At 27.5% G+C, this 25,704-nt stretch carries 20 protein-coding genes and 1 CRISPR repeat array; of the genes, 8 read left to right on the top strand and 12 right to left on the bottom strand.

The genetic code is table 11. The features are described 5' to 3' along the window. Nucleotides 1–222: 222 nt before the first annotated feature. Nucleotides 223–858 carry an isochorismatase family protein gene (locus Q3304_RS00100; RefSeq protein WP_407813590.1) on the bottom strand — a complete coding sequence of 212 codons (636 nt, stop codon included), beginning with the start codon at nt 856–858 and terminating at the stop codon, nt 223–225. 78 nt (nt 859–936) lie between these two features. Beyond that, nucleotides 937–1,668, bottom strand: coding sequence for a glycerophosphodiester phosphodiesterase (locus Q3304_RS00095; protein ID WP_407813589.1), 732 nt, complete (start codon nt 1,666–1,668; stop codon nt 937–939). A gap of 329 nt (nt 1,669–1,997) precedes the next feature. Between Q3304_RS00095 and Q3304_RS00090 the strand changes: the two genes are divergently transcribed. The 3 genes from Q3304_RS00090 to Q3304_RS00080 all read left to right on the top strand — a co-directional run bounded on the left by Q3304_RS00090 (nt 1,998) and on the right by Q3304_RS00080 (nt 6,860). Beyond that, complete coding sequence (locus Q3304_RS00090) at nt 1,998–4,187, top strand: amino acid adenylation domain-containing protein (RefSeq protein WP_407813588.1); 2,190 nt, start codon at nt 1,998–2,000, stop codon at nt 4,185–4,187. A 410-nt stretch (nt 4,188–4,597) separates the two neighbouring features. Next, entirely contained in the window at nt 4,598–6,526 is a 1,929-nt protein-coding gene (locus Q3304_RS00085) for an OPT family oligopeptide transporter (RefSeq protein ID WP_054276369.1), read from the top strand. Next, entirely contained in the window at nt 6,513–6,860 is a 348-nt protein-coding gene (locus tag Q3304_RS00080) for a PqqD family protein (RefSeq protein WP_054269886.1), read from the top strand. The genes Q3304_RS00085 and Q3304_RS00080 overlap by 14 nt, the downstream gene beginning before the upstream one ends. A 172-nt stretch (nt 6,861–7,032) precedes the next feature. On the opposite strand, the gene Q3304_RS00075 is transcribed toward Q3304_RS00080, so the two are convergent. The 4 genes from Q3304_RS00075 to Q3304_RS00060 form a co-directional block, all read right to left on the bottom strand. Continuing rightward, a complete protein-coding gene (locus Q3304_RS00075) occupies nt 7,033–8,952 on the bottom strand; it encodes an ATP-binding cassette domain-containing protein (protein ID WP_407813627.1) in 1,920 nt (639 codons plus the stop codon). A gap of 25 nt (nt 8,953–8,977) precedes the next feature. Then, nucleotides 8,978–9,760 (bottom strand): M15 family metallopeptidase, encoded by a 783-nt coding sequence (locus Q3304_RS00070; protein WP_407813587.1) that lies wholly within the window; start codon nt 9,758–9,760, stop codon nt 8,978–8,980. Between the two features lie 82 nt (nt 9,761–9,842). After that, complete coding sequence (ddlR, locus tag Q3304_RS00065; RefSeq protein ID WP_407813586.1) at nt 9,843–11,291, bottom strand: transcriptional regulator DdlR; 1,449 nt, start codon at nt 11,289–11,291, stop codon at nt 9,843–9,845. 23 nt (nt 11,292–11,314) lie between these two features. After that, on the bottom strand, nt 11,315–12,214 hold the full coding sequence (locus Q3304_RS00060; protein ID WP_054269889.1) for a D-alanine--D-alanine ligase: 900 nt from the start codon (nt 12,212–12,214) through the stop codon (nt 11,315–11,317). A gap of 258 nt (nt 12,215–12,472) precedes the next feature. On the opposite strand from Q3304_RS00060, the gene Q3304_RS00055 reads away from it, so the two are divergent. Both Q3304_RS00055 and Q3304_RS00050 read left to right on the top strand, forming a co-directional pair. Then, nucleotides 12,473–13,729: a competence/damage-inducible protein A gene (locus Q3304_RS00055; protein WP_407813585.1), complete on the top strand. Its 1,257-nt coding sequence runs from the start codon at nt 12,473–12,475 to the stop codon at nt 13,727–13,729. A 69-nt stretch (nt 13,730–13,798) separates the two neighbouring features. Beyond that, nucleotides 13,799–14,578: an HAD family hydrolase gene (locus tag Q3304_RS00050; RefSeq protein ID WP_407813584.1), complete on the top strand. Its 780-nt coding sequence runs from the start codon at nt 13,799–13,801 to the stop codon at nt 14,576–14,578. A gap of 192 nt (nt 14,579–14,770) precedes the next feature. On the opposite strand, the gene Q3304_RS00045 is transcribed toward Q3304_RS00050, so the two are convergent. After that, nucleotides 14,771–15,355: a zinc dependent phospholipase C family protein gene (locus Q3304_RS00045; RefSeq protein ID WP_054269892.1), complete on the bottom strand. Its 585-nt coding sequence runs from the start codon at nt 15,353–15,355 to the stop codon at nt 14,771–14,773. Between the two features lie 199 nt (nt 15,356–15,554). Next, entirely contained in the window at nt 15,555–16,991 is a 1,437-nt protein-coding gene (locus tag Q3304_RS00040; protein ID WP_054269893.1) for a sigma-54-dependent Fis family transcriptional regulator, read from the bottom strand. 324 nt (nt 16,992–17,315) lie between these two features. On the opposite strand from Q3304_RS00040, the gene Q3304_RS00035 reads away from it, so the two are divergent. Continuing rightward, entirely contained in the window at nt 17,316–18,260 is a 945-nt protein-coding gene (locus tag Q3304_RS00035; protein WP_054269894.1) for a DMT family transporter, read from the top strand. 242 nt (nt 18,261–18,502) lie between these two features. Here the strand turns inward: Q3304_RS00035 and Q3304_RS00030 are convergent, their stop codons facing one another. Next, complete coding sequence (locus tag Q3304_RS00030) at nt 18,503–19,438, bottom strand: TIGR01212 family radical SAM protein (protein ID WP_054269895.1); 936 nt, start codon at nt 19,436–19,438, stop codon at nt 18,503–18,505. Nucleotides 19,439–19,557: 119 nt separating this feature from the next. Further along, on the bottom strand, nt 19,558–20,106 hold the full coding sequence (locus Q3304_RS00025) for a DUF308 domain-containing protein (RefSeq protein WP_054269896.1): 549 nt from the start codon (nt 20,104–20,106) through the stop codon (nt 19,558–19,560). Between the two features lie 152 nt (nt 20,107–20,258). On the opposite strand from Q3304_RS00025, the gene Q3304_RS00020 reads away from it, so the two are divergent. Both Q3304_RS00020 and Q3304_RS00015 read left to right on the top strand, forming a co-directional pair. Next, nucleotides 20,259–20,687: a DMT family transporter gene (locus tag Q3304_RS00020; RefSeq protein WP_003429356.1), complete on the top strand. Its 429-nt coding sequence runs from the start codon at nt 20,259–20,261 to the stop codon at nt 20,685–20,687. Nucleotides 20,688–20,760: 73 nt separating this feature from the next. Further along, nucleotides 20,761–21,429: a diphthine--ammonia ligase gene (locus Q3304_RS00015; RefSeq protein ID WP_407815405.1), complete on the top strand. Its 669-nt coding sequence runs from the start codon at nt 20,761–20,763 to the stop codon at nt 21,427–21,429. Between the two features lie 108 nt (nt 21,430–21,537). On the opposite strand, the gene Q3304_RS00010 is transcribed toward Q3304_RS00015, so the two are convergent. Together Q3304_RS00010 and Q3304_RS00005 are read right to left on the bottom strand one after the other, a co-directional pair. Then, the gene (locus tag Q3304_RS00010) at nt 21,538–22,893 is read right to left on the bottom strand and encodes an MATE family efflux transporter (RefSeq protein ID WP_407813583.1); all 1,356 of its coding nucleotides are present in this window, start codon (nt 22,891–22,893) and stop codon (nt 21,538–21,540) included. Nucleotides 22,894–23,134: 241 nt separating this feature from the next. After that, entirely contained in the window at nt 23,135–24,250 is a 1,116-nt protein-coding gene (locus Q3304_RS00005; RefSeq protein WP_407813582.1) for a tyrosine-type recombinase/integrase, read from the bottom strand. Nucleotides 24,251–24,577: 327 nt separating this feature from the next. Beyond that, a CRISPR array of direct repeats spans nt 24,578–25,330; the repeat unit is 29 nt; unit sequence GTTTTATATTAACTATGTGGTATGTAAAG. Nucleotides 25,331–25,704: the final 374 nt, after the last annotated feature.

Here is a 25,704-nt window from a genome sequence, read left to right as displayed (position 1 = left end):
ATTTAGTTATATAACTTAAAAATAAAAATCGCAATTTATATTTCTTACAAAAATATGTAATGAATATGTAAATTGCGATTTTTTATATTGCATAAGCTAGTCGTAGCAAATAATATTTATAAGTAATGATGTCTTTGTTAAAACTGTATTCTTATATTAAAGTTTTTATTGAAAATATCTCATTTATTAATTACATAATATACTGTATAAAATATTGGATTATTAATGTATTTCTTTTAATACTTTGATACCATTTTGAATCATACTATTAAAGAATACTAAGTTTAAAAGTTCTGCAGAGTGAACATTTGGGATATCATAAGTATCTACCAAATTCATAGGTACAACTATATTTTTTTCAATATTATATTGATTAAAATAGGCTTTTAGAGTTATTGCAAATTGATATATACATATATCTGTACAATCACCAACTATAATTATGTTGTCTATATCATCAAAATCTAAACGTTCTAATGCAAAAAATCCATTAGTAGAATTTTTAGGAAGAATTAGTAGATTATTTATTGATTTAAGCTCATCAACCAATTCACTTTCTATATTATTTTCCAAACAGTGAACAGGATAACTCAAAAGCTCTATAGACTTAGAAGTATGGGAGTCAGTAAATGCTATTATTCGATTTAATTTATTTGCTATTTTTTTTGTAAATGCTTCAATTGGTTTTATTAAAGACTCTACTCTAGGAGAGTATAAAGCTCCTTGTTTTGCAAAACCATTATTGACATCAATTATAAATAAAGCAGTTTTACTCAAATCATAATTTTCTATTTTTTCTATTGGTAGATTATCTAAATTACTTTTTAAAGCTTCAAGTTCATTTAATAAGTTATCCATAGCTATACCTCCGAGATAAATTTAATAAAATTGTACATATTAATTATATAAAAGTCAAGGAGTACAAACATTGTAAGGTTAACTATGTTGTTTTGAACTTAAAAGATTTGAAGCTATATTTGGATAGTTAGTAAAAATGCCATCTACATTGAGCTTTAGACAATGTAGCATATCATCCTCTTCATTTACAGTATATACATTGATACCAAGTAAGTTTGTATGGCAAAGTTCAACAAGAGATTCATTTACTAAAATTAAAGGTGCATGAAGGTAACTATTACCTAGAAATTTAGCAAAATTGACTACATTGTTTATAGGTAAATAACACAATAATGCCGTTTTTACACTAGGGTCTAATTTATGAAAGTTTTTCAAGCTATTGCCATTAAAACTAGATATAAGAACTCGATTTTTCATATTGTATTTTAAAATAAGTCCCAAAACATCTTTTTCTATATTAGGATAATTCACCTTGTCAGTTTTTAGTTCTATATTTAAAATAAGGTCTGTAGGTGAAATTAAAATTAATACTTCTTCTAAAGTTGGAATTTTACATTCTTTGTTGTTTTGATATCCTTCAAAAGATGAATTTAGAGTCTTTAGTTTTTTTAAAGTAAGGTCTTTTACAAATCCATGTCCATTAAAAGTTCTATCAACTTTTTCATCATGAATAACTACAATTTTTCCATCTTTAGTCTTATGAACATCAAGTTCTATTCCATATATGTCCGTATCCAAACATTTTTTAAAAGCTAAAATAGTATTTTCTGGATATTTTCCACTAAAACCTCTATGAGCGTAAATATTCATTTATATAGCTCCTTCCAATAAATATAACTTATCTTAAAAAATTTTAATTAATATAATATATCATATTCTAAAAGGTATTGTTATATATTAATTAAATAACTATTTATAATTTATATATTATATAAATGTAGAAAAATAAAATCATATATGTGTTATAATATATTTTAAACATTGAAAATATTAAGAATTTAGCAGTTATAATAAGTATAATTTTATGCAAGCTCATGTGTTTAGAGCTTGCATATGTATTATTGATATATTTCTGTATCGCGAAAATAAAATTCCAAAAGAATTTTTCTATAGATTTAGTAGTAAGGGGGAATTTTGATATGTATGAAGTTAATTTAGAACGAGCTATGAATTATTGGATGGATTTGTTAGATGATTATACAAATATAGCAAAAATTCCAAATGATTTTTTTTATAAAGACTGTTCTGATGAAGTAGTAGATGAAGTTTTTAAGATGAATATTGAGAAACATGAAAGATTAATTCGGTATTCTAAAAATAATAATATCAGCATAAGTTCTATCATAGAAACTATATATGGTCTTATACTTCAAAAATATATATATGAGGATGATGTAGTCTTTGGAAAAACAATAAATATAATTCCAATAAGAGTTAGGGTTAGACAAAGTGAGAAATTTATAGATGTTGTAAGAAAGTTAAAAAGACAATGGAGTAGGTCTTTAGAATATGGATATTATTTATTATCAGATATAGAGAATAAAAATCATCTAAATACTAAACTTATAAATACCATATTTGTAGCTAAAAGTTTTGACTTATCATATGACTATGACATAGAAAAAAAAGGATATGATTTATCTGTAATAGTATATACAAAGAGGGCACTTAAAATAAAAATAAAATATAAGCCATCTATATACAAAAGAGAAACTATTAGAAGAATACTGAATCAATTTGATTATATAATAGAACAAATAATAAAAGATAACGATATTTTAATAGAAGATTTAGAATTTGTCTGTAAGAAAGAAGAAAAAGTATTATTAGAAGACTTCAATAATAATCAATATAAAGTTCCATATGATAAAAACTACATTGATTTATTTAGAGAACAAGCTAAAATAACACCTGATAATATAGCAGCTAGAGATGAAAATAGAAATTTAACATATAGAGAATTAGATGAGTTAACTGATAAACTTGCAGGTTATTTAAATCATATCGGAGTAAAAAGTGAAGATATAGTAGCTGTAATGTTACCAAGAGATATTAATATAATTATTACAGCAATAGGGATTATGAAATCAGGTGGAGCTTTTTTTCCAATAGATACAAGCAATCCAGAAGAAAGATTAAATTATCTTCTTGAAGATAGTAATGCAAAAGTAGTGATAACTACAGATGAACTTAGATGCAAAGTTGTAAATGAAAATACTATAGTACTTGATATAAATAATGAAAATATATTCAAAATAGGATATGAATTGACTGCAGAAATAACACCATCAAACTGTGCATATACGATATCTACATCAGGTTCAACTGGTAGACCAAAGACTATAGCCATAGAGCATAAAAGTCTAGTAAATATGTGCTATTATAGTGTAAAAGTAATAAATGCTACAGAAGATGATATATGTGGCATATACTTAAGCTTTAGCTTTGATGCTGTAATGAAACAGTTATTTCCATATTTGCTTATAGGTGCATCAATAAATATTATGCCTGAAGAAGCTAAATTTGATGAATATACAGTAAATGAATATTGTGAGGAAAATGATATAACTATTTTAGCATTACCAACAGCATTTGCAAAATTGTTTATACAAAATTGTAATAATAGTTCACTTAGAGTTGTACAGACTGGAGGAGAAAGACTAAAAGGGTATAGAAAACGTAACTATGAGTTGTATAATGAATATGGGCCAACAGAATTTACTGTTGTATCAACTTCTTTCCATGTAGATAAGGAATACGGAAAAATACCAATAGGTAAACCTATATTTAATACTTATGCGTATGTATTGGATAAAAAGAATAAACTATGTCCAATTGGAGTTCCAGGAGAGTTATGTCTATCAGGGATTCAAATATCAAGAGGTTATTTAAATAAAAAAGGGTTAACAGAGCAAGTATTTGTAGAAAATCCTTATAAAACTTGTGAATATAATAAGTTAATGTATAGGACTGGTGACTTAGTAAGATGGCTAGATGATGGAAATTTAGATTATATTGGAAGAATGGATAATCAAGTAAAAATTGATGAGTTTAGGATAGAGCTATATGAGATTGAAAATATAATAAACAATATTGCAGAAATTAAAAGTGTTGTTTGTATATCAAGGACAAATAATGATGGAGATATGTATATATGTGCCTATTATGTTATTGATGATAAAGATAGTGATAAGGTAAATGAAAGAGCAGTTAGAGAATATTTAAACGAGCATCTACCTCCATATATGATTCCAACAATAATAATGAGGATAGATAAAATACCAGTTACACCAATCGGAAAAGTAAATAAAAAAGCACTACCAGAGTGATTTTTTATTATGACAGGTGTCGTAAAGTTATTGCAGAAATTTCTTTATGACACCTGTTTTTTAGAATGAATCAATTTACACAAAAGAAAGAATTTTCTGTACATTTTTACTGTGATGAAAATTTGTTTATGGGAATGATTATTGTATTTTTTATACTTTTGCGTGTTTTAAAGTGTTTTTTTAACAAATTTAATTTTATATTAAAAATTTTTTTTATTTTTTATCTTAATGCTTTTTAGTATAATTGAAAAATAAAAAGAATATTAGCATAAAAATATCTAAAAATAGAAAATAATAATATGGGGTTAAATTTTAGTAACTTTAACTCGCTATTTGTAAAATAATAAAAAGTTAAGTTTTATATGTATATATGTTATAATATATACAAACTGAAAAGGGGTGAAAATTTTATGAACAAAAAATTACCTAAGGGTGCTTATGGTGAGGTTAGTGGAAAAGATTACGTTCCTTACATCACAGATAAGTCCAGAACCGGTGGAAATGTAGCTGTACTGATTATCGGTATCATTTTAGCTGCCATTTTTGCCGCATCTACAACTTATTCTGGAATGAAGGCTGGTCTTACTGTTGCAGCTGGTATTCCAGGAGCTATAATAGGTTCTGCTTTTGTTGGAGCATTTGCTCGTCAAAAGGGTATTCTTGGTAAGAACTTAATCCAAGGTATGTCAAGTGGTGGAGAATCTGTTGCAAGTGGATTCATTTTCGTATTACCAGCAGTTATATTAATTGGAAGCCAAATTACATTTTTAGAAGGCTTAGCTGTTGGAGTTGGTGGAGTTTTATTTGGTATAGGAGTTGCTGCTATAGTTCACAACTATCTAATAGTTGAAGAACATGGTAAACTTATGTACCCAGAATCAATGGCTATATCTGAGACACTTGTTGCTTCAGAAGCTGGTGGAGATTCAATTAAGTACATGGGAATAGGATTTGTAATAAGTGGATTTATTACTGTATTAACTGGTTCATTCTTAAATGTAGCAAACAATGTAATGAGTCTTGTAGGAAGTAAGTTCTACAAATGGAAATTTGATATCGAAGTAAATCCTCTACTTTTAGGAATAGGATTTATAGTAGGACTTGAAGTTTCTTTAACAATGTTTGCAGGAAGTATATTATCAAACTTTGGTATCGCACCTTTAATAGGATACTTTACAGATATGGCTAGAGATGGAGCTATGGTATGGAATAATCCTGCAATGCCTCTTAACCAAATGGATGTTGGAGCTATATCTAGTAGTTATGTAAAATATATAGGTGCTGGTATGATGCTTTGTGGTGGTATTATTGGTGCAATAAAACTTATACCAACTATAATCGCTTCTATAAAAGAAACACTTAAAGCTAAATCAAGTACTGGAGAAGGAGAAGAAGGTTCATCTATACAAATGATACTTTTATTAGGTGGAGTAGTTGTTGGATTCCTAGCAGCGTTCTTAATTTCTGGTAATATTGCTATGGCAATTATTGGAGCTATCATATCTCTTTTATTATCTTTATTATTTGTTATAGTAGCAGGACGTTTAACAGGAACAATAGGAACATCAAACCTTCCAGTTTCTGGTATGACTATTGCTTCTCTAGTTATTGTAACATTAGTATTTGTTGTAATGGGCTGGACTGATTTAGAAGCTAATAAATCATTACTTTTATTTGGTTCATTTATAGTTGTTGCTATTGCTATAGCTGGAGGTTATACTCAATCTCAAAAAGTAACTTATATCATTGGTGGTAGCAAAAATGAAATGCAACGTTACTTTACAATTGCAAGTATAGTTGGTGTTATAGTTGTTGTTGGAGTAATTTTATTACTTTCTGACCAACTTAAAGCAACTGGTGATAATGTTCAATTTGCATTACCACAAGCTAACTTAATGTCAACATTAACTTCTGGTATTATGTCAGGTAGTTTACCTTGGGTTATGATTATTGTTGGAGTATTTATGGCAATTGTTTTATATGCATTAAATTTACCAATAATGACTATAGCTATAGGATTCTATTTACCAATAGCAACTACTTCTATAATATTAGTTGGAGCATTAATCCGTTTATTTGTTGAATTGGTATCTAAAACTGAAAAAGAAAAAGAAGTTAAAGTTTCTAATGGTATAAGTTTATCTTCTGGTCTTGTTGCTGGTGGTTCTATCATTGGTTTAATAGGTATAATATTACAAGTAACTGGAGTTATAACTCCAAAAGTACCAAGTGGATTTGCTGCAACAAATTCAATGGCAATTGCTTTATTGGTAGTTTTAGTTGTACTTACAGCATTACCTATTGTTTTATCTAAAGTAAAAAATAATGAGCAAGAGTAATGATGTTTTAGATATTGTATTTAAAATTACTAGTGGACTTGAATATGAAGTAGATGAAAATAGTATTGTAACGATACTTGAAAAACAGGACCATAAAATCCAAAAGTTTTTTAGAAAGTTAAAAGCTAGGATACCTAAATATAAAAAAATAGAACTAGATGAATATTCTAGTTTCGTATTTTTACAGATTGATGGTCAAAGGACTGTTAGAGCGATAGGCGAGAACCTAGAAGCTAAATATGGAGAAGAATCTTATCCACTTTATGAAAGATTGTTAGTTTTTTTAAATCATATTGAAGTTAATTGTCACTATGTTGAAAGACTGGATATATAAATATAAGGAAGCTTATTATAGGATATATCGGAATGTAAAAGTTAGAAGATAATTATAAAAGAGGCTATCTCAAAATGGAGATAAGCCTCTTTTTTAGTGTTAAAATTATGAAAATATATTTAAAACCTGTAAATTTAAATTAGAAATTATTAAACTTAATATTAACATATAATTATTTATTATTAGCTATTTCATCAGCTAGATTATTTAAATATTCCCATCTCTCATATTTATGTTCAAGTTCCTTTTCTAGTCTTGACTTTTCATCTAAAATTTCTTGAAGCTTAGTAAAGTCAGTTGAAAATTTTGAAGTACTTTCATCAAGTGTTGAAATTTTAGATTCAAGTTTTTCTATATCAGATTCAATATTTTCAAATTCTCTTTGTTCATTATATGAGAATTTGAGTTTTTTATCATTTTTAGGTTTTTCTTTTTTTGAAGTAGTAGAATCGTCTTTTTTTATTGACTCCTTTTTAGACTCTTCAAACTCAATTCCTTGAATCTCTCTATATATAAGATAATCACTGTAATTACCTGTATATACATGGATTTTTCCATTTCCTTCATATGCAAATATTTTATTACAAATTCTATCTAAGAAATATCTATCATGTGATACTGTAATTACTACACCTCTAAATTCATCAAGATATTCTTCTAAGATTTTAAGTGTCTCAATATCTAAGTCATTTGTAGGCTCATCCAACAGAAGTACATTAGGAGCTGTCATAAGGATTCTAAGAAGGTGGAGTCTTCTTCTTTCACCACCAGATAATTTACCTATCAAAGTATACTGCATGGTACCATTAAAAAGGAATCTTTCACACATCTGAGAAGCTGTAATTCTAGTACCATCTGAAGTCTCTATATAATCACTAGCTTCTTTTACATAGTCTATAGCTCTCATATCAATGTTCATATGAGAGTCATCTTGAGAAAAACAACCTATTTTAACTGTATCTCCAATTGAAATATATCCACTATCAGGTTCTATTTCTCCATTAAGTATGTTTATAAGGGTTGATTTACCCATACCATTTTTTCCTATTATACCAATTCTATCAGTACGAGCTAAAGTATATTCTAAGTTATCTATAACTGTATTACCTTCAAAAGCTTTGGATATATTGTGTATTTCTATTATTTTATTTCCAAGCCTACTTGATGCAACTGATATATCAAGATTTTCATCAGGCTTGAAAGTTTCCCTGTTTGTAAGTTCATCGAATCTTTGTAAACGAGCTTTTTGTTTTGTACTACGAGCTTGAGCTCCTCGTCTAACCCAAGCAAGTTCTGTTCTAATTAAATTTTGTCTTTTATCTTCAATACTTGCTTCTAGTGCAAGTCTTTCCATTTTCTTTTCTAGAAATATTGAATAATTACCATCATAACTAAATAATCTACCTTTATCTAGTTCAATGATTCTATTCGTAACACGATCCAAAAAGTATCTATCATGAGTTATCATAAGTAGTGAACCTTTTCTTGAATTGAGATATTCTTCAAGCCAATCTATAGTATCATTATCTAGATGATTAGTAGGCTCATCCAGTATCAAAAGCTCACAAGGAGTAATAAGGGCTGATGCTAAAGAAACTCTCTTTCTTTGACCTCCAGAAAGTTCTGCTATTTTTTGATTAAAATCATTTATACCAAGTTTCGTAAGCACTGACTTGGCTTCACTTTCCAAATCCCAAAGATTTAAAGCATCTATTTTTTCGTGTATTGATAATAATTTTTTATTCAATTCATCTGTAAAGTTTGAATTAAGTCTTTCCAAAATTTCTTGATATTCACCAAGTAGTTTTAATTCCTCTGAAGTCCCATTAAATACTTGTTCAAGTACAGTTGAATTTTCATTATAAGTTGGGTTTTGAGGTAGATACTCTATTCTAATACCATTAGTTTTTGTTATATTACCAGTTTCGCTTTCTTCAACTCCTGCAATAATCTTAAGTAAAGTAGATTTACCAGTTCCATTTACACCAATGAGTCCTATTTTTTCACCATCATTGATTCCAAGAGATATACTTTCAAGTAATTTTTTTTCGGAATAACTTTTACTTATGTTTTCCAATGTCATTAAATTCATATAATTCACCTTTATTTCTAATCTATTATTTTTCAAAATGTTGATAGTCTGGGTTTTTCCAATATCCACCCCAACTCCAACCTCTGCTTACAAAAGCATTATAACAATCATCACCTTTTTTTATCATTCCAAATTTCGAAGTAGACCTATCAGCATAGACTGTGCTTACTTTAGGACTAACATTATCTCCAGAAACTTGAGGATTCTGTAATGGATTTATATCTATAGCACGTCCTTTACCATGGTTTGAAACGACACTTGTACCAGCTACAGTTCTATAACAAAATGATGAGGTATTATTATCAGACATAGATTTTTCATCTACAGCATCATAATCATCTATTAGTTTGATTTTTTCAATTGGATATTTTTTTTCATATAATTCCTTAAAAATATCCACAATTTCTGGAGCTAGTTCACTATTTACTATCATTTCTCCTTGATGAGTCTTTTCATCAAATCCATAGTATGTAAGCTTTAAATAAGATAGGCTATCAAAGCTTATAGGTTCATCAGAAGGCATAGATTTACCAATCATCTTGGTTTTTATATTATCTGGTATTGAAGAATATGAAAAAGTAGGTTTGATATTGTTGTCTTCCTGCTTTTTACTAGAGCTTTGATTATTTTTAGAATCATCTGTTGTATTGTTTTTATTTTGCATAGTTTCTTGGCTGTTTATGTTATCTTTTTTGTTAGGATTAGAGAAAAGTATCTCATATATAGATAATAAGGCAAGAAATAATACAGTTATTACAATTGTTAATTTTAATTTATTAATCTTTTTTCGTTTTGACTTTTTACTCATATTATCCCCCAGTGTTAGATTCATATAAACTATATATATTATACATCATAAAAATAAACTAGGCTAACAATATTTAGTTAACCTAGGACATTTCATCTATAGTTTCTCCAATTATTTTTATTCCAATTTCAATGTCTTTGAAAGATAACCTAGAAAATCCAAGTCTTAGAGTGTCATAACCAGAATCGTCTGTAAAGAATAAATCTCCAGGCATAAATATAACATTTTTTTCATAACATTTTTCCAATAGTTTTCTAGTATCTATGTTTTTTAATTTTATAAATATATGCAAACCACCATCACCTAAGATGTATTCTGTGTTTATATATTTTTTTATACATTCATATGCAAAGTTAAATTTATCTCCATAGAATTTACGTATTTTTTTAACATATTTTTCAAAAGCACCATTGCTCAAATAATCGAATAAAATTCCTTGGTCCAAAAATGATACATGTATATTTCTGCATCTTTTAACACTTTCTAACTTATCGATTACTTTTTTATCTGCAAATATCCATCCAATTCTCATTCCAGGAAATAAAATTTTCGAGAAACTGCCAATATATACAACTCCATTATTCATATTGTCAAGAGAGCAGATAGGAAATATATGAGAACTATTGTAGAGCAATTCTTCATTAAAACCATCTTCTATAATTGCTATGTTATACTTTTTCATAAGATTATAGAATTTGTATCTATTTTCAGGAGTCATTACAATCCCTGTAGGATTGTGATAAGAAGGTGTAATATATGCAAATTTTATTTTATTTTTGTACTCAATTAAGCGTTTCTCTAGCATATTAAAATCCAAACCATCTTCATGTATGTCTACACCTAAGATATTAAGATTATGCGATTTCATAATTTTTATAGCAGTATTATGAGTAGGATTCTCACATATTATGTAATCTTTTTCTTGCGTAAAAGATGACATAATAATGTCAAAGCCTTCTGTAAATCCATTTGTTATTAGTATATCTTTGCTATTAATATCAACACCCTTGTTTGTCATGTATTTTAGTAAATAATCAATAAGGGGTTTGTAACCCTGTGCATATCCATAATTGAGCAATTTGTGACCTTCTAATGATATTCTATTTAGAAAAGATTTTTTGAATTCTTCCATATCAAATAAATCTCCATCTGGAGAGATACTTTTAAATGAGATTAAGTCAGAGCTCCAAGGAATCTCACTTTTTATAATATCCAATTCATTAGCTTTTTTGGAGTATGTATTCTCTAAACAGTCCCAGTTCAAAGACCATGTAGTATTTGAAGATTTATTCTTTGATTTAACAAATGTACCTTTTCCAGAAATAGAGTAGATTAGTCCTTCAGATTTTAATTCTTCATAGGTTAAGACTATAGAATTTCGACTAACTTGTAAAAGCTGACTAAGCTCCCTTGTAGAAGGGAGCTTACTATTGTCTGGAATTAATCCTTTTGATATCATATCACTTATATAATTTTTAATTTGTATATAAATTGGTTCATTATCATTTAATTTTAGATTTGAAAATATCAAATTACCACCTCAAATTATTTTATCTAATTTAAAGAGTATTCTATAAGTTTATCTAATAGCTCACTATACTTAATACCTCTAGCAGATGCACTTCTAGGAATTAAACTAGTTTGAGTCATGCCAGGAAGAGTATTTAGCTCAAGAACATATGGAATACCTTCACTTATAATCATATCAACTCTTACATATGCTTTGCAATTAAAAATTTTCCAACAAGTCTCAGAAATTTCATTTACTCTTTTTTGAAGTTCATCTTCTAAATAAACAACTTCTTCTTTTGCTCCTTTTTCAACTGAGTATTTAGCTTCATAATCAAAGAAACCTGAATCGGATTTTATAGATATTGTAGGGAATACTTCTCCATTTAGTATAAATGAAGTATATTCTCCACCTGGTATATACTTTTCAATCATTACAAATTCATCAACTTCTAGTCCTTTGCGAACTGCATCCTCAACTTCATCTTTAGAATGAATAAAGAATGTGGCTACACTTGAACCTCCTGAATTTGGTTTTATAAATACTGGATAACCTATCTTATCTATTTCATCATAGTCTATTTCATCAACTGATTTTACTAAAGCCCATGGAGCAGTAGGAAGATTTGAATCTCTAAGCATTTTTTTAGTTATATTTTTATCCATACACATTCCACTGCAAAGAGGTCCACATCCAGAATATGGTATATCCATAGTTTCAAGTATTGATTGAATACATCCATCTTCTCCAAACTTACCATGTAGGGCAAGTATTGCAAAATCTACATCTTCTGGTATTTTTGTAAATATATCTTTTTTATCATCTATTATTACTTTTACAACATCATATTTATTTTTATCAAGATTATTATATATCTCTTTTCCTGAGTTTAAAGAAACTTCTCTCTCTGATGATATTCCACCCATTATAACTGCTATTTTCATATTATACACTCCTATTTTGATTTTTATTATTTTAAATTAAATTTTTTATTTACTTACTTAATTATATGAATTAAGAGTTGATGATGAAAGTACCACTATATATGAAGTTTGTATCATGTGTGGTTTTGGAGTAATAATCTAATTTAAAGATATATTTAAATGATTTTTTAACTTTATTTATGTTATTATTTTTGCTAAAATTATTGTTATGAACTTAAGACTAGTCTTAATGGCTATAAAATCAAGGAGTGATAAATTTTGAAAGCTGAAATAATAAGTGTAGGAACAGAAATATTATTAGGTGATATAGTAAATACAAATTCTCAATTTTTGGCTAAAGAGCTTGCATCATTGGGAATAGAAGTATACCATCAGAGTACAGTTGGAGACAATAAGCAAAGACTTTTAGAATGTTTTGATGAAAGTTTAAAGAGAAGTGATTTAGTAATTACTACAGGTGGTCTTGGACCAACTGGTGATGATATGACAAAAGAAACTGCAGCAGAATACTTTGGTCAGGAACTAGAATTACATAAACCATCATTAGAAGTTTTGGAATCTTTCTTCGTTAAAACAGGAAGAAAAATGGCTGAAAACAATATGAAACAAGTATACTTTCCAAAAGATGCTATAGTATTAAAAAATAATAATGGTACAGCTCCAGGAGCAATTCTAAAGAAAAATGATAAAAGTATAATAGTATTACCTGGACCACCAAGAGAAATGAAAGCTATGTTTAATGAGAGTGTCAAACCTTACTTACAACAATTTACAAATGAAATGCTAGTATCTAAGACTTTAAGACTATATGGAATAGGGGAGTCAAATCTGGAATTAGAAATTCTCGATATAATCAATGAACAAACCAATCCAACAGTTGCTTTGTATGCAAAGGAGTTAGAAGTTACAATAAGAATAACTGCAAAAGCTAAAAATGAAAAAGATGCTTTTGAATTAATAAAACCAGTGGAAGAAGAAATAAAAAATAGAGTTGGTAAATATATATATACTGAAGGTGATATTTCAGTGTCTGAAGGAGAGACTGCATTAGAAGATGCTGTTGCTAAACTTCTTGTAGAAAAAAACTTAACAATAGCAGTAGCTGAATCTTGTACTGGAGGTTTAGTTTCTTCATCTCTTATAAATTATTCAGGAATATCTTCTGTGTTTCTTGAAGGGTGTGTAACATATTCTAATGAGGCTAAAATGAAAAGATTAGGAGTAAAAAGAGAAACTTTAGAAGAATTTGGAGCAGTAAGCGAGCAAACAGCAATAGAAATGGCTGAGGGCATTGCTAAAGGGCTAGGAGCTAATATAGGCATATCTACAACTGGAGTAGCTGGACCTGGCGGAGGAACTGAAGAGAAGCCTGTAGGATTAGTTTATACTGCAATATATATAAATGGGAAAACGGTAGTGAAAAAAAATATATTTAATGGAGATAGAAGAAAGATAAGATTAAGAGCTACTAGAGATTTGCTTAATGAATTGAGAATACAATTAGAAAAGCTTTAAATTATTATTATATTGGATATATTTAAAGCATTGGTATAATATAAAATCATTTTTGGAGGCTTTTAATTTATGATAAAACATATATTTTGTGATTTAGATGGAACTCTATACGAAAATGGAACTATAACAGAAGAGGATATATCAGCAATTGAAGAAGTAGAAAAAAAGGGTGTGCAGTTTAATGTTGCTACAGGTAGAATATTTAAACAGGCTCGTAATATTATTAAAGACAATTTAGATATGAATGGATATTATATATGTGAAAATGGCTCATTTATACATGATAAAGATTATAATGTAATTTTTAAAAGAACTATAGACGATAATTTAGTGAAAAAAGTTATTGATAGATTTGAGTCAAGTGATGCACAATTGTACTTTAAGTATAAGGGTGATGTAATTGTGGGTAGTGATACAACTGCTTTTAGACACTATTCTAGTGATTTCATAGTTGACCCTGACTTTGAGAAAAGAAGTAGTTTTGATAACCTTATAGGAAATATAGGGGTATGCTCTGAAAATTTAGAAGAGTTATCTAGAATAGAATTGTATCTAAAAAGTGAGTTCAGTGATGTATTAGAAATATATTTTTCTGGAACTTATACTTTAAATATAGTACCTAAAAGTGTATCAAAAAGAGGAAGTATAGAACATGTAATAAAAACTTTAAATGTAAGTCCAGATGAGGTTGCTACTATTGGAGATTCTCCAAATGATATTTGCATGTTGGAAGGATTTAAATACAGTTTTGCAATGTCCAAAGCGAGGGAAGAAGTAAAACAAAGTGCAAATTATATAGTGGATAGTGTGAAAAATGCTATTGATGTTATAATGGCGATAAATAGTTAGATACAAGATTTATATAGTTAATAAAAATTTAATGGAATATATTTTCCTACAAATATATTAAGTAATTAATTTTAGAGATTTTGTTTACTTAATATAAAAAATGACTGTTCTAAAGAATTATAAAATTATCTTTTATATTCTATAGAGCAGTCATTTTGATTATACTTAATTATAAGTTCAAAAGTTCTTAAATTAACCACAATTTGCTATATGATATGATTTTATTGTATTAGATAAAATAGCATCCAATATATAATTTATAACACTATTACAAGTATAAGCTGAAAACTTTAAATCATTCATATAATCAGTTTTCTTTTTATATTCATTGTAAAGCTTAGTAAAAAATTTTTCAAAACCGTTATTTATACTAGTACCTTTAATTTTAGACAAATCAACATCTTTTGCAAATGCTCCAAGTTCTCTTTCATAAGTAACATGTTTATTTAGACTATGTTTAAATTCCCAACGTTCACTATGAGCTACACAGAAAAAATCGCATAGAAAGTGACATATAACTCCTAGCTCTTGGCTAAGTCTGCTTACTGAGAAATATTTAGAAAGACTATCTATAGTAAGACTACACAAATAGTTTATTTTGGAAACAACCATATTAAATGATTCATCTAAATAATGTTTTTTTAATTTATATTTAGAAAAAGCATCTGGCTTTATATTACCATATATAAAGTTTTTTTCACTTATAAAGAATGTTTTATTTTCATCTATATTATCAAGTATTGATTTTGCCATAATAAAATGAGTATTCATTAACATATTTACACCTCGTATAGTTTGTTAGACTTATTAAATATATTATTATGATATGATATTTATGATAAAAGTTTAATGGTAAATATATGAAACTAAGTCAATCATATTTATTTAAATAATTTCAACCATATTCATAATACCAGTAAATGGCCAAATTTACAATATGTAAATAGTGTTAAGTTTTTGTTTATCAAATTTAAAATTAAGTATTAGTATACTTTCTAATTAACCTACTAGCTTTAGATTGAGAAATTTCAAGGTGTTTAGCTACTTTATAAGAGCTGCCAAATTTTTCATAACTATCCAAAATTATATTTTTTTCATATTCCATAATTAGTGTGTCAAGATTTTTATTCTTACAATTAATGGATGTTAAATCAGATACTATATCTTCATTAATTTGAGATATATTCAATTTATTTTCATTATTGTCAATAGTTACATTTTTTGTAAGTATATTTGGTAAATCATTTACTGTTATATGATTATTTGTGCAAGTAAGTAAGATTTTTTGAATTATATTTTGTAATTCTCTTATATTGCCTGGGAATCTATAGTTTGCAATAATATTTATAGCCTCTTTAGAAATAGTTTTATTTAAATTAAAGTCACTTGAATACCTATTAAAATAATATTTTATAATTTCTACGAGATTATCTTTTCTTTCTCTAAGAGGGGGTAATTTTATTTCTATAACGTTTAATCTATAATATAAATCTTCTCTAAACTTTTTTTCCTTTACTTTTGAAATTAAATCAGCATTTGTAGCAGATATAATCCTTATATCAACTTTTTTGTTTTTTAAACTTCCAACTGGGGTAAAAGTTTTATCTTGTATTAATTGTAAAAATTTTGCTTGTAAATTTTGTGGTATATCTCCTATTTCATCTAGGAAAAGAGTACCTCCATCAGCTAATTCTACAAGTCCAACCTTACCCCTGGTACTTGCACCTGTAAAAGCACCTGAAGTATATCCAAAAAGTTCAGATTCAAGGAGTTGTGGAGATATAGTAGCACAATTTATGGTTATAAATGGACCATTAGCTCTATTGCTGTTGTGATGTATATATCTAGCAAGTGAACTTTTTCCTGTTCCTGACTCTCCCAAGAGAAGAACACTTACGTCTGTTTTAGAAACATGATTTACTGTATTTATGATAGGTCTCATAACTAGACCATCCATAATTACAGTATCTTCAATTCTAAGAGCAGTTCTATATAATGTTTCTACTTCAGACTTATATTTTTTTACTTGTTTTCTTGTATCTTCAAGTTTATTCTTTATATTATTAAGTTCAGTTATGTCTCTACAATTCTCAACAGTAAATTCTAAGTTTCCATTTTCATCAAATACAGGGGTAGCAGTTATAATGAGTTTTTTTCCTGTTTGAGTATCTTGTTCTAGTGAAAATTTAGACTTTGTTTTTAATACAACTGGTATGGGGCTTTTTGTTGAATATCCAGATTCTTCTAAAAAAGAAACGTTTTTCCCTAAAATATCTTCTTTTTTTAGACCGTAATTTTCCTCAAATGCTTTATTACAATATATTATTATTCCTTTATTATCAGAGGCACATATTTCGTCATGAGAAGCCTCCAATATCTTTTGGTAAAATTCCAAATCTAATTCAAAATTCATTTTTCCGTTGTCCTCCTAAAATTTTAATGATATATTAAAATAGGTTTAATTTGTTAAATATAATTAAAATTTAATATTTATATAATATATAAGTTTCAGTCTATTTTAACTTTAAATAAGTTATATATAACTTATTTTACAATTAAAACAAGTCTAAATCAACTTAAAATGTATATGAAACAAATATGAAAAAATTGAAGATTTATCAGTATTATTGAAAATACTAGGTTTTTGGTGTTGACACATATTGGATTAAAGTGGCATAATTTTTGCTTAACAAAAACGATGTGCATTGACTTAAATAAAATTAGAGGGGATTTTAAAATGGGAGAAAAAAGTAAAGGGTATGTATTTATAGCGACAGCAGGAATATTATGGGCTACACTTGGTTTATTTGGAAAGTTTTTAATGGGAAATGGATTGACATCAGAACAGGTAGCATTTACAAGGTTGTTTTTTGGGTTTATAGTTTTGGGAGTATATTCTTCTATAAGAACACCACATATTTTAAAAATAAGTAAAAAAGGAATCATATATTCAATAATAATAGGTATTATATGTCAAGCTATGTTTAACTTATGTTATTTTAAAGCAATTGAAACTGTAGGTGTATCAGTAGCAGCAGTTTTATTATATACTTCACCATTATTTTTAGCAGTATTTTCAAAAATCTGTTATAAAGAGAGCATTACTAGAAGTAAAGTACTTTCACTTATTTTTTGCTTTATGGGTGCAGTTATGGCAGTGACTGGTGGAAGTTTAGATTTTCAAAATTTAAGTGCTTTTGGACTTTTACTTGGTATATTATCAGCAATAGCATATGCACTTATGCCAACTATTAGTAAAAATGCCTTGAAAGAATTCTCAAGTTCGACAATATTAGTATACAGTTTCTTATTTGGAGCTATCTTTATGATTCCATCTGCTAGACCTTGGGAGATACTGTATTATGCTAAAGATTTAAATATTTTATCTTGTATGTTAATGTTAGGTGTTGTACCAGCTGCACTGGCATATATTTTTTATGCAGCAGGTATATCTAAGGGAGTAGAGTTATCTGTTGCAGGTGTTGTGGCATCAGTAGAGCTAGTTGGTTCTGTAATAATCGGTTGTACTATATTAGGAGAAAATTTTTCTTTATGGAAGTTATTTGGAGTGATGCTGATGCTAATATCAGCAGTAGTAGCACTTAATCTTTCTTATGATGGAATAAAAATGTTTTGTAAATCCAACAAGTTAAAGCAGATTGAAAAAACAGAAAGTATTTAGAATTAGAGGTTTAAAGGTATTGAGATTTAAAAACATTGAAATTAATAATGTTACATAAAATTATAGGTAATTGTAGTTAATTTAGAAATATAAATTAAATTTTTTATTATATACTATAAAATATACAAATTAATATCTTGTTTTATAAATACTAAATAACTATAGAGAGAATCATGTTTACATAACTCTTTCTATAGTTATTATTATTTTGATACTGTTTTATGTGCAATACATATACATAATTAAAAAAACTTGCAACCTTGATAAGAATTTCGAGCTTTCAAGGTATCATCAATTTGATTTAAAATTTCCCATTTCTTTAGACTCCATAAAGGGCCAACTAGTTCATCTCTTTTGCCATCACCAGTAAGTCTATGGATTATCATAGTTTCGGGAAGTATTTCTAATTGGTCACATACTAGATTTATATATTCATCTTGTTCCATAAGAGTTAGCATGCCATTTTGTAGCATCTTTTCCATAGGAGTGTCTTTTATAACATGTAATAGATGGATTTTTATGCCATCTACACCCATTTTACCAACAGCTTTTGCAGTTTCCATCATCATATTATAATCTTCGCCAGGAAGACCATTTATAATGTGTACAACAACCTTTATATTTTTAGCCTTTAGTTTTTCAACACCTTCTACAAACGATTTATAATCATGACCTCTATTTATAATTTTAGATGTGGAATCATGAATCGTTTGAAGGCCAAGCTCAACCCATAAGTTAGTTCTTTTATTTAGTTCAGATAAGTATTCTACAACATCATCTGGCAAACAGTCAGGTCTTGTTGATATTGAAAGACCTATGACATCATCTAGTTCTAATATGGTTTCATACTTTTCTTTTAAAATTTCAAGAGGAGCATACGTATTTGTATAGGCTTGAAAGTAACCAATATATTTTGCATGAGGCCATTTTTTTAACATCATTTCTCTTATATTATAAAATTGACTAATAAGATTATCTTTAGGGTTACCAGCAAAGTCACCAGAACCTTCCTTGCTACAATAGGTACATCCACCATAGCCAATACTTCCATCAATGTTTGGGCAAGTAAATCCTGCATTTATTGATACCTTAAAAACTTTTTCACCAAAAGTATTTCTAAGATAATAATTCCAAGTATGATACCTTTTATTATCAAAAGCATATTTAAATTTATCCAAAGTAATCACCTATTTCTAATAAAATTGTACACTGGACTTGTACAAAAAACATATTACCATAAATATATAACTTAAACAAATTCTATTTTAAATTATATGAAAATAATGCAAGAAAATATTTAATATTTTCTTGCATTATTTCCAGAAAAGAATAGAATTAGTCCAAATAATATTATGAAAAAGGACATTATTGATACTATAAATCTAGATAGAAAAAGTGGAGACAGTATAAGACATATGCCAAATAGAGTCTTAATTATATTCCAAGTTGTAAATTTAGAATATGGATTGTTTTTGCTATTTACAAGTGCCACTAATTGATTAAATATTAAATAAAATCCTAAAAATAATGAAAATATACTTTGTATTTTTTGCGGAAATATGAAAAGTAATATACATGCAATTATTAGAATCCATTGAACATTAGTAGATGGCTTAATCTCTTCTTTAGTAGCATATCTTTTTAATTCATTGATATTTTTTAGATTTAAATATGCAAAGAATAAAAGAGCAATACCAAAAGTCCAAGAAATTAGTTTTATCCCTAATGTCTTAAATGTAAGGCATAATACTCCTAATACAATGAGTAATACTCCCATTAACATAAACTTAGTAGCATTTTCTTTTTTATTAAAGTTATTAAAATCGATATTAAAATTTGTGTACATAAAATCACCTCCAAAATCAATAGAACAATTATAACAGAAATTTATATTCAAATAAAGTCACCAAGTATAAAAATTAAACTGTACTTAGTAATTAATTGATAGGTTGTATCATAAACTTTTATTAATAGAATTATATAGGAGGAGGTTTGTCCATGACAAAATTATGGGCAATAATATTTGCATTATTAGCAGGTGGGTCTACTGCTCTTGAAGCCTTTATAAATGGAGAACTAGGTAAAAGTACAACAGCGTTAGTTGCAACATTTATAAGCTTAACTGTAGGGGCAATATTTTTTTTGGCAAGTATAATAGTTACAGGTGATTTAAAGTGTTTGGTGTCTATAAATGGTTTTAACTATAAGTTATTACTAGGGGGAGTATTTGGTGGGCTAATAATATATTTTACAGTAAAAGCAATTCCAAATTTAGGCGTATCAAATACACTTATATTAACTCTTGTATCTCAAGTTCTAGTTGGTTTTTTTATTGATAGCGTGATTTTAGGACAAGAAACAATGCATTTATACAAGTACATAGGTGTTATACTTTTAATATTGGGAACATTTTTTATAGTAAATTAGTAATTTAAAGTACTATATAATTTGCTATACAACTCAGATATTTGGTATAATTATGGTAACAAAACAAAGTTAGATGAAAGAGGTGTTAGAATTGGCTGATGAAAAATTTGTAATGTCATTTAGTGGTGGTAAAGATAGTATATTAGCATTAAATCGAATGTTGAAAAAAGGATATAAGCCTGTGGCACTCTTGACAACTATAAGTGAAGAACATGGGAAATCATGGACACATAATTTAGAATATAATATGCTTAAACAGGTAAGTAGCAATATAGGATTACCTTTATTAGTTGCTGAGTGTGGAGTAGAAGGATATGAAGAGAGTTTTGAGAGAGCTTTAATAAAAGCTAAAAATATGGGAGCAACAATATGTGCATATGGAGATATAGACATAGAAAGTCATAGAAAATGGGATTCTGATAGATGTGATGCAGTTGGTATGAAAGTAAGTTTACCATTGTGGCAAGAGAGTAGAGAAAATTTAGTATATGAATTTATAGAAACTGGATTTTGCAGTGTTGTAACAAAAGTAAACTTAAAGTATCTAGGAGAGGAATTCTTAGGAGAAAAATTGACTAGAGAGCTTGTGAAAAAGATAAAAGATGCAGGTGCTGACCCATGTGGAGAACATGGTGAATATCATACATTTGTAGTGGATGGTCCAATATTTAAAAAGCCTGTAGAGTATGAAGTGAAAGGAACTTCAACAAAAGATGGTTATGGATATTTAGAAATAAAATAATTACATAAATAAAATACCTATTATATAATCCTAGTTTTTGCAAAGGTCTAGTTTTTGCAAGATTGTATAATAGGTATTTTTTATTTTATATATTTTACATAATATTCTTTAAGCAACCTTATTTAGATTAGAGTCTAATGTAGAATAATTCTTTTTTAGGAAAACTATTGATAAAATAAGGCATATAAATTCTGAAACAATAGTAGTCATCCATATTCCTTGACCGCCAAATATTAGTATCATTGAAATTAGACTTAGAACAACTATTACAAGTCCTCTACCAAGGGATATAACAGTAGAAATTGATGGTTTTTCTACTGAAACAAAGAATCCAGAAATTATTACGTTAATTCCTACAAGTAAGAAAGATATAGAGAATATTTTAAATACACGAATTCCTTCATTGAATAGTACGGTTTCCTCTGGGTGTATGAATAAAGAAACTATTGGTCCTGAAAAAGCCATACAAGTTGCAAATACAGCAATTGATGCTATTACTGTGGCTTTTATCCCCATCTTTAATAATTTTTTTACGTTATCTATATTCCCTGCACCGTAATAAAAACTAGTAAGAGGTTGCATACCCTGAGTTATACCCATCATAGTCATAAGTACCAATGTATTTATATAATTTATAACACTGTAATAGATAAGAGCACTTTCACCAATATATTTAGTAAGACTCAAGTTAAAAAGTAAGACAACTATACCACAACTTAATTCAGTAGTCGAATCTGGGAAGCCTATAAATATAATTTTTCTAAGTGTTTTGAAATCGACTTTAAATTTTGAGAAATTCAAAGTTGAGTTTTTTCTTAAAAAATGTATCAAGAAAAAAACAGTAGAAAAGACTTGAGATAGACCTGTCGCGATGCCGGCACCTTTTACACCCCATCCAAATTCAATTACAAATAAGTAATCAAGTACGATGTTTGTAAGAGCAGATATTATTACACCAACAGTAGCTAATATTGGGAATCCATCAGTTTTTATTATAACTTCTAGAGAGTAAGATACTATAAAGAAGCCATTAAAAAATATTATTATTCCTAGATAATCTTTAACCATACCAATTGTAGATTCTGTGGCTCCTAAAAATAATGCTAATCTGTCTAAATTAAAAAAAGTTATAGCTAAAATAATTATAGATAATATAATTATTGATACTAAGTTGAATGAAAAGACTTCATTTGCAGACTTAATATCTTTTTTGCCAAGATAAATTGCAATTATAGTAGATGCACCAGTTGAAAATAACAGAGAAACTGCAAATATAAAATTAATAAATGGCATTGATATGTTTACAGCAGCTAAAGCTAATTCACCAACTCCTTTACTTACAAATATTCCATCAACCATTGTATATAATGAGAAAACCCACATTGCAACTACAGATGGTGCTAGGTATTTAAAAAACCTCTTACCTAGGCTCATGTTTTCGTTTATAGATATTTTGGTATCCATTTATTACCACTCCTTGTAAATCTATTATAAAAATATTAAACTATTAATTAATAATTTTATTTCTAGTATAAATGATAAACTATGGTATAGTACTAATGTCAACAGCAAATAGTAAATAATTATAGATTTTATTAAATGATAGTGATTTTAAGCGTTTTATAAGTATATTCTATTATATATATTACTGACATTTAACTGACAAATAGGAAAAAAAGTACTTTAACTGACATTTAACTGACCATTATTTGAATAGTATTTTGCTTATATTTTCAGATGCTTCTTTGTCCATTTCATCTAATAGGTGAGAATATCTATTCATAGTTATTTTTATATCTGCATGTCCTAATCTTTCAGAAATAGCTTTTATGTTAGTACCTGAGAGTAACATTAAAGTTGCATTTGTATGTCTTAATTCATGTACTTTTATATCTCTAAGATTATTATCTCTTAATAGTTTTTTAAAAGGAGCAACAAAAGTTGGTTGAACCCATGGGTTGAATCTTTTATTTAAGCATATCAAATCGAATTCATTTTTCAATATACCTTGTAATTTTAACTTATTTTGTTTTAATTTTTCCTCTTTAAGTAAACTTATAAGTTCATCAGGACCAAATAATTTTCTTTTTGATTTAGGGGTTTTAGGGTCTTTGAAGATTATTTTATTGTCTACATAAACTAATGTTTGATTTATATGTATGATTTTTTTATCAAGGTCTACATCTGACCATCTAAGTGATACAGCTTCACCAAAACGTAATCCAAGAGTTAGCATCAAAAAAATTGGTATCCCTATAGGAGTGTTTTTTGATTTTTCTAATAATAATTGAGCTTCCTGTTTTGTATAAAAATTAGAAGTTGAATTATTTTTTTTGCTTGGAGTTGTAACAAAATCACAAATATTTTCTGATATTTCTTTTAATCTATAAGATTCTTTCAATACCGATTTTATAAAACCGACTTGGTTTTTTGCTGAATTTAACATGTGTTCATTATAGATGCTATTTATATAAGACTGTAAAATAGAAGGAGTTATATCTATTAATTTCATATCTTTAAAGAAAACTTCAATTTGATTTTTAATCATGTTTTTTCTATTTCTAACAGTATTAGGAGAAAAACTACATTCTCTATCTTTTATATATTTGTAACATCTTTCTACAAGTGTTGCATCACTTGGAGCAACAAACCTATTATTGTTTATAGTCGATTTTATTTCAATTAAATGTTTTTCAGCATCCTTTTTCTTTTCATAACTTCCATAACTTTTCTGTTTTATTTTACCGGTTTCTTCCACATACTCCACATATACATGAAATTTTTCATTTCTTTTTCTTATGAAGGCTGATTTAATATTCATAAGAGCACCACCCTTTGAGTTAATTTGAATTAATTACTTAATTATATTTTATAACAAGTGAAAAAAATTTTCAGAGTTTATTAAAAAGTATTTATTTTTATTAAATTATAAATTGTTACAAATATTCAAAAATAATCTATTTATGATATAATAAAAATATAAGAGTTTTGCAGCGTGCGATTTTTCTGTTTAAGTATGCTTTAACAGTTGAAATATAAGGCATCGAGAAGGTCTGATAAGTGTTATCAATTGCACTGCTAGCCGCTCACTGCAAATTTGAGAGAGTTTTATGTGTGTAAGTATTGAAAATACTCAACTTATTTTGGGGTTTTATATTAACTATGTGGTATGTAAAGCTTACTACTCCTAGCTTTTATATTGTACGCACAACTAGTTTTATATTAACTATGTGGTATGTAAAGCGTCTTGCACATTCTATTAATAACTTATCTCCCATCTCGTTTTATATTAACTATGTGGTATGTAAAGTTTAAAAGTTCTTTTCTTACACTTACTTTTAAAGAAGTTTTATATTAACTATGTGGTATGTAAAGCAGCAACACTTGGAATTTGAATTGGCATACTAGGACTCGTTTTATATTAACTATGTGGTATGTAAAGTTGAATTAACAAAAAAATGTCCTTTAAAGTGCTCTCAGTTTTATATTAACTATGTGGTATGTAAAGACATTCAGAAAGCTATACAGAATCATCAACGTCATCTCGTTTTATATTAACTATGTGGTATGTAAAGAATTTACGATGTTGAGTAAAAAATTCTATCCAACTAGTTTTATATTAACTATGTGGTATGTAAAGATTCTTTTAGATTATGTAAATAAGATAGAAAAATTTGGTTTTATATTAACTATGTGGTATGTAAAGTTAATTCTTCTAACATGCTAGAAAACTCTTGTCTACGTTTTATATTAACTATGTGGTATGTAAAGGGAAAATTTAAAGAATGGTTAGACAATATTATAAGTGTTTTATATTAACTAAGTGGTATGTAAAGAGTGTAACCATTAAAATTATTGGTATTTCTATCTTAATTTTATATTAACTAAGTGGTATGTAAAGTCTTCTTTTGAGATAAACAGTAAAGTAATAGTAAATAATTTATACTAACTATGTGGACTTAAAATTAAAAATATCAAAGAACACTTACTTAAATAGTAGGTGTTTTTTTAATTGAAAGGATGTGATGATAATGAAAAAAGTAATAAATAGGAAAAATATGTAAGAATTATGTGCTATAATAGTTGTAAGCAAGAAGATGTAATCTACAATTTATAGAGTGGAGTTCATACAAAAGATTATCCTCCCAACGTATAGAAGGGAGGTGTGTATGTATGGATAATTTTTTGATTGGCGTATTAGCTAGCTTAACAGCTACTCTAATAGCTTACGTAATTGGTAAATTAATCAAAAAAGCAAAAAGCCACTCTCGTGCA

The sequence above is a fragment of the Clostridioides sp. GD02377 genome (genome assembly GCF_045899875.1).
Taxonomy (GTDB): Bacteria; Bacillota; Clostridia; order Peptostreptococcales; family Peptostreptococcaceae; genus Clostridioides; species Clostridioides difficile_A.
Note: the sequence above shows the minus strand (reverse complement) of the source record. Positions and strands in the feature narration are given on the sequence as shown.

Excerpts from the sequence above, each read along its gene's own strand:
- Q3304_RS00100 (WP_407813590.1), bottom strand. The coding sequence starts at position 858 with ATGGATAACTTATTAAATGAACTTGAAGCTTTAAAAAGTAATTTAGAT.
- Q3304_RS00095 (WP_407813589.1), bottom strand. The coding sequence starts at position 1,668 with ATGAATATTTACGCTCATAGAGGTTTTAGTGGAAAATATCCAGAAAAT.
- Q3304_RS00090 (WP_407813588.1), top strand. The coding sequence starts at position 1,998 with ATGTATGAAGTTAATTTAGAACGAGCTATGAATTATTGGATGGATTTG.
- Q3304_RS00085 (WP_054276369.1), top strand. The coding sequence starts at position 4,598 with ATGAACAAAAAATTACCTAAGGGTGCTTATGGTGAGGTTAGTGGAAAA.
- Q3304_RS00080 (WP_054269886.1), top strand. The coding sequence starts at position 6,513 with ATGAGCAAGAGTAATGATGTTTTAGATATTGTATTTAAAATTACTAGT.
- Q3304_RS00075 (WP_407813627.1), bottom strand. The coding sequence starts at position 8,952 with ATGAATTTAATGACATTGGAAAACATAAGTAAAAGTTATTCCGAAAAA.
- Q3304_RS00070 (WP_407813587.1), bottom strand. The coding sequence starts at position 9,760 with ATGAGTAAAAAGTCAAAACGAAAAAAGATTAATAAATTAAAATTAACA.
- Q3304_RS00060 (WP_054269889.1), bottom strand. The coding sequence starts at position 12,214 with ATGAAAATAGCAGTTATAATGGGTGGAATATCATCAGAGAGAGAAGTT.
- Q3304_RS00050 (WP_407813584.1), top strand. The coding sequence starts at position 13,799 with ATGATAAAACATATATTTTGTGATTTAGATGGAACTCTATACGAAAAT.
- Q3304_RS00045 (WP_054269892.1), bottom strand. The coding sequence starts at position 15,355 with ATGTTAATGAATACTCATTTTATTATGGCAAAATCAATACTTGATAAT.
- Q3304_RS00040 (WP_054269893.1), bottom strand. The coding sequence starts at position 16,991 with ATGAATTTTGAATTAGATTTGGAATTTTACCAAAAGATATTGGAGGCT.
- Q3304_RS00035 (WP_054269894.1), top strand. The coding sequence starts at position 17,316 with ATGGGAGAAAAAAGTAAAGGGTATGTATTTATAGCGACAGCAGGAATA.
- Q3304_RS00025 (WP_054269896.1), bottom strand. The coding sequence starts at position 20,106 with ATGTACACAAATTTTAATATCGATTTTAATAACTTTAATAAAAAAGAA.
- Q3304_RS00020 (WP_003429356.1), top strand. The coding sequence starts at position 20,259 with ATGACAAAATTATGGGCAATAATATTTGCATTATTAGCAGGTGGGTCT.
- Q3304_RS00015 (WP_407815405.1), top strand. The coding sequence starts at position 20,761 with ATGAAAGAGGTGTTAGAATTGGCTGATGAAAAATTTGTAATGTCATTT.
- Q3304_RS00010 (WP_407813583.1), bottom strand. The coding sequence starts at position 22,893 with ATGGATACCAAAATATCTATAAACGAAAACATGAGCCTAGGTAAGAGG.
- Q3304_RS00005 (WP_407813582.1), bottom strand. The coding sequence starts at position 24,250 with ATGAATATTAAATCAGCCTTCATAAGAAAAAGAAATGAAAAATTTCAT.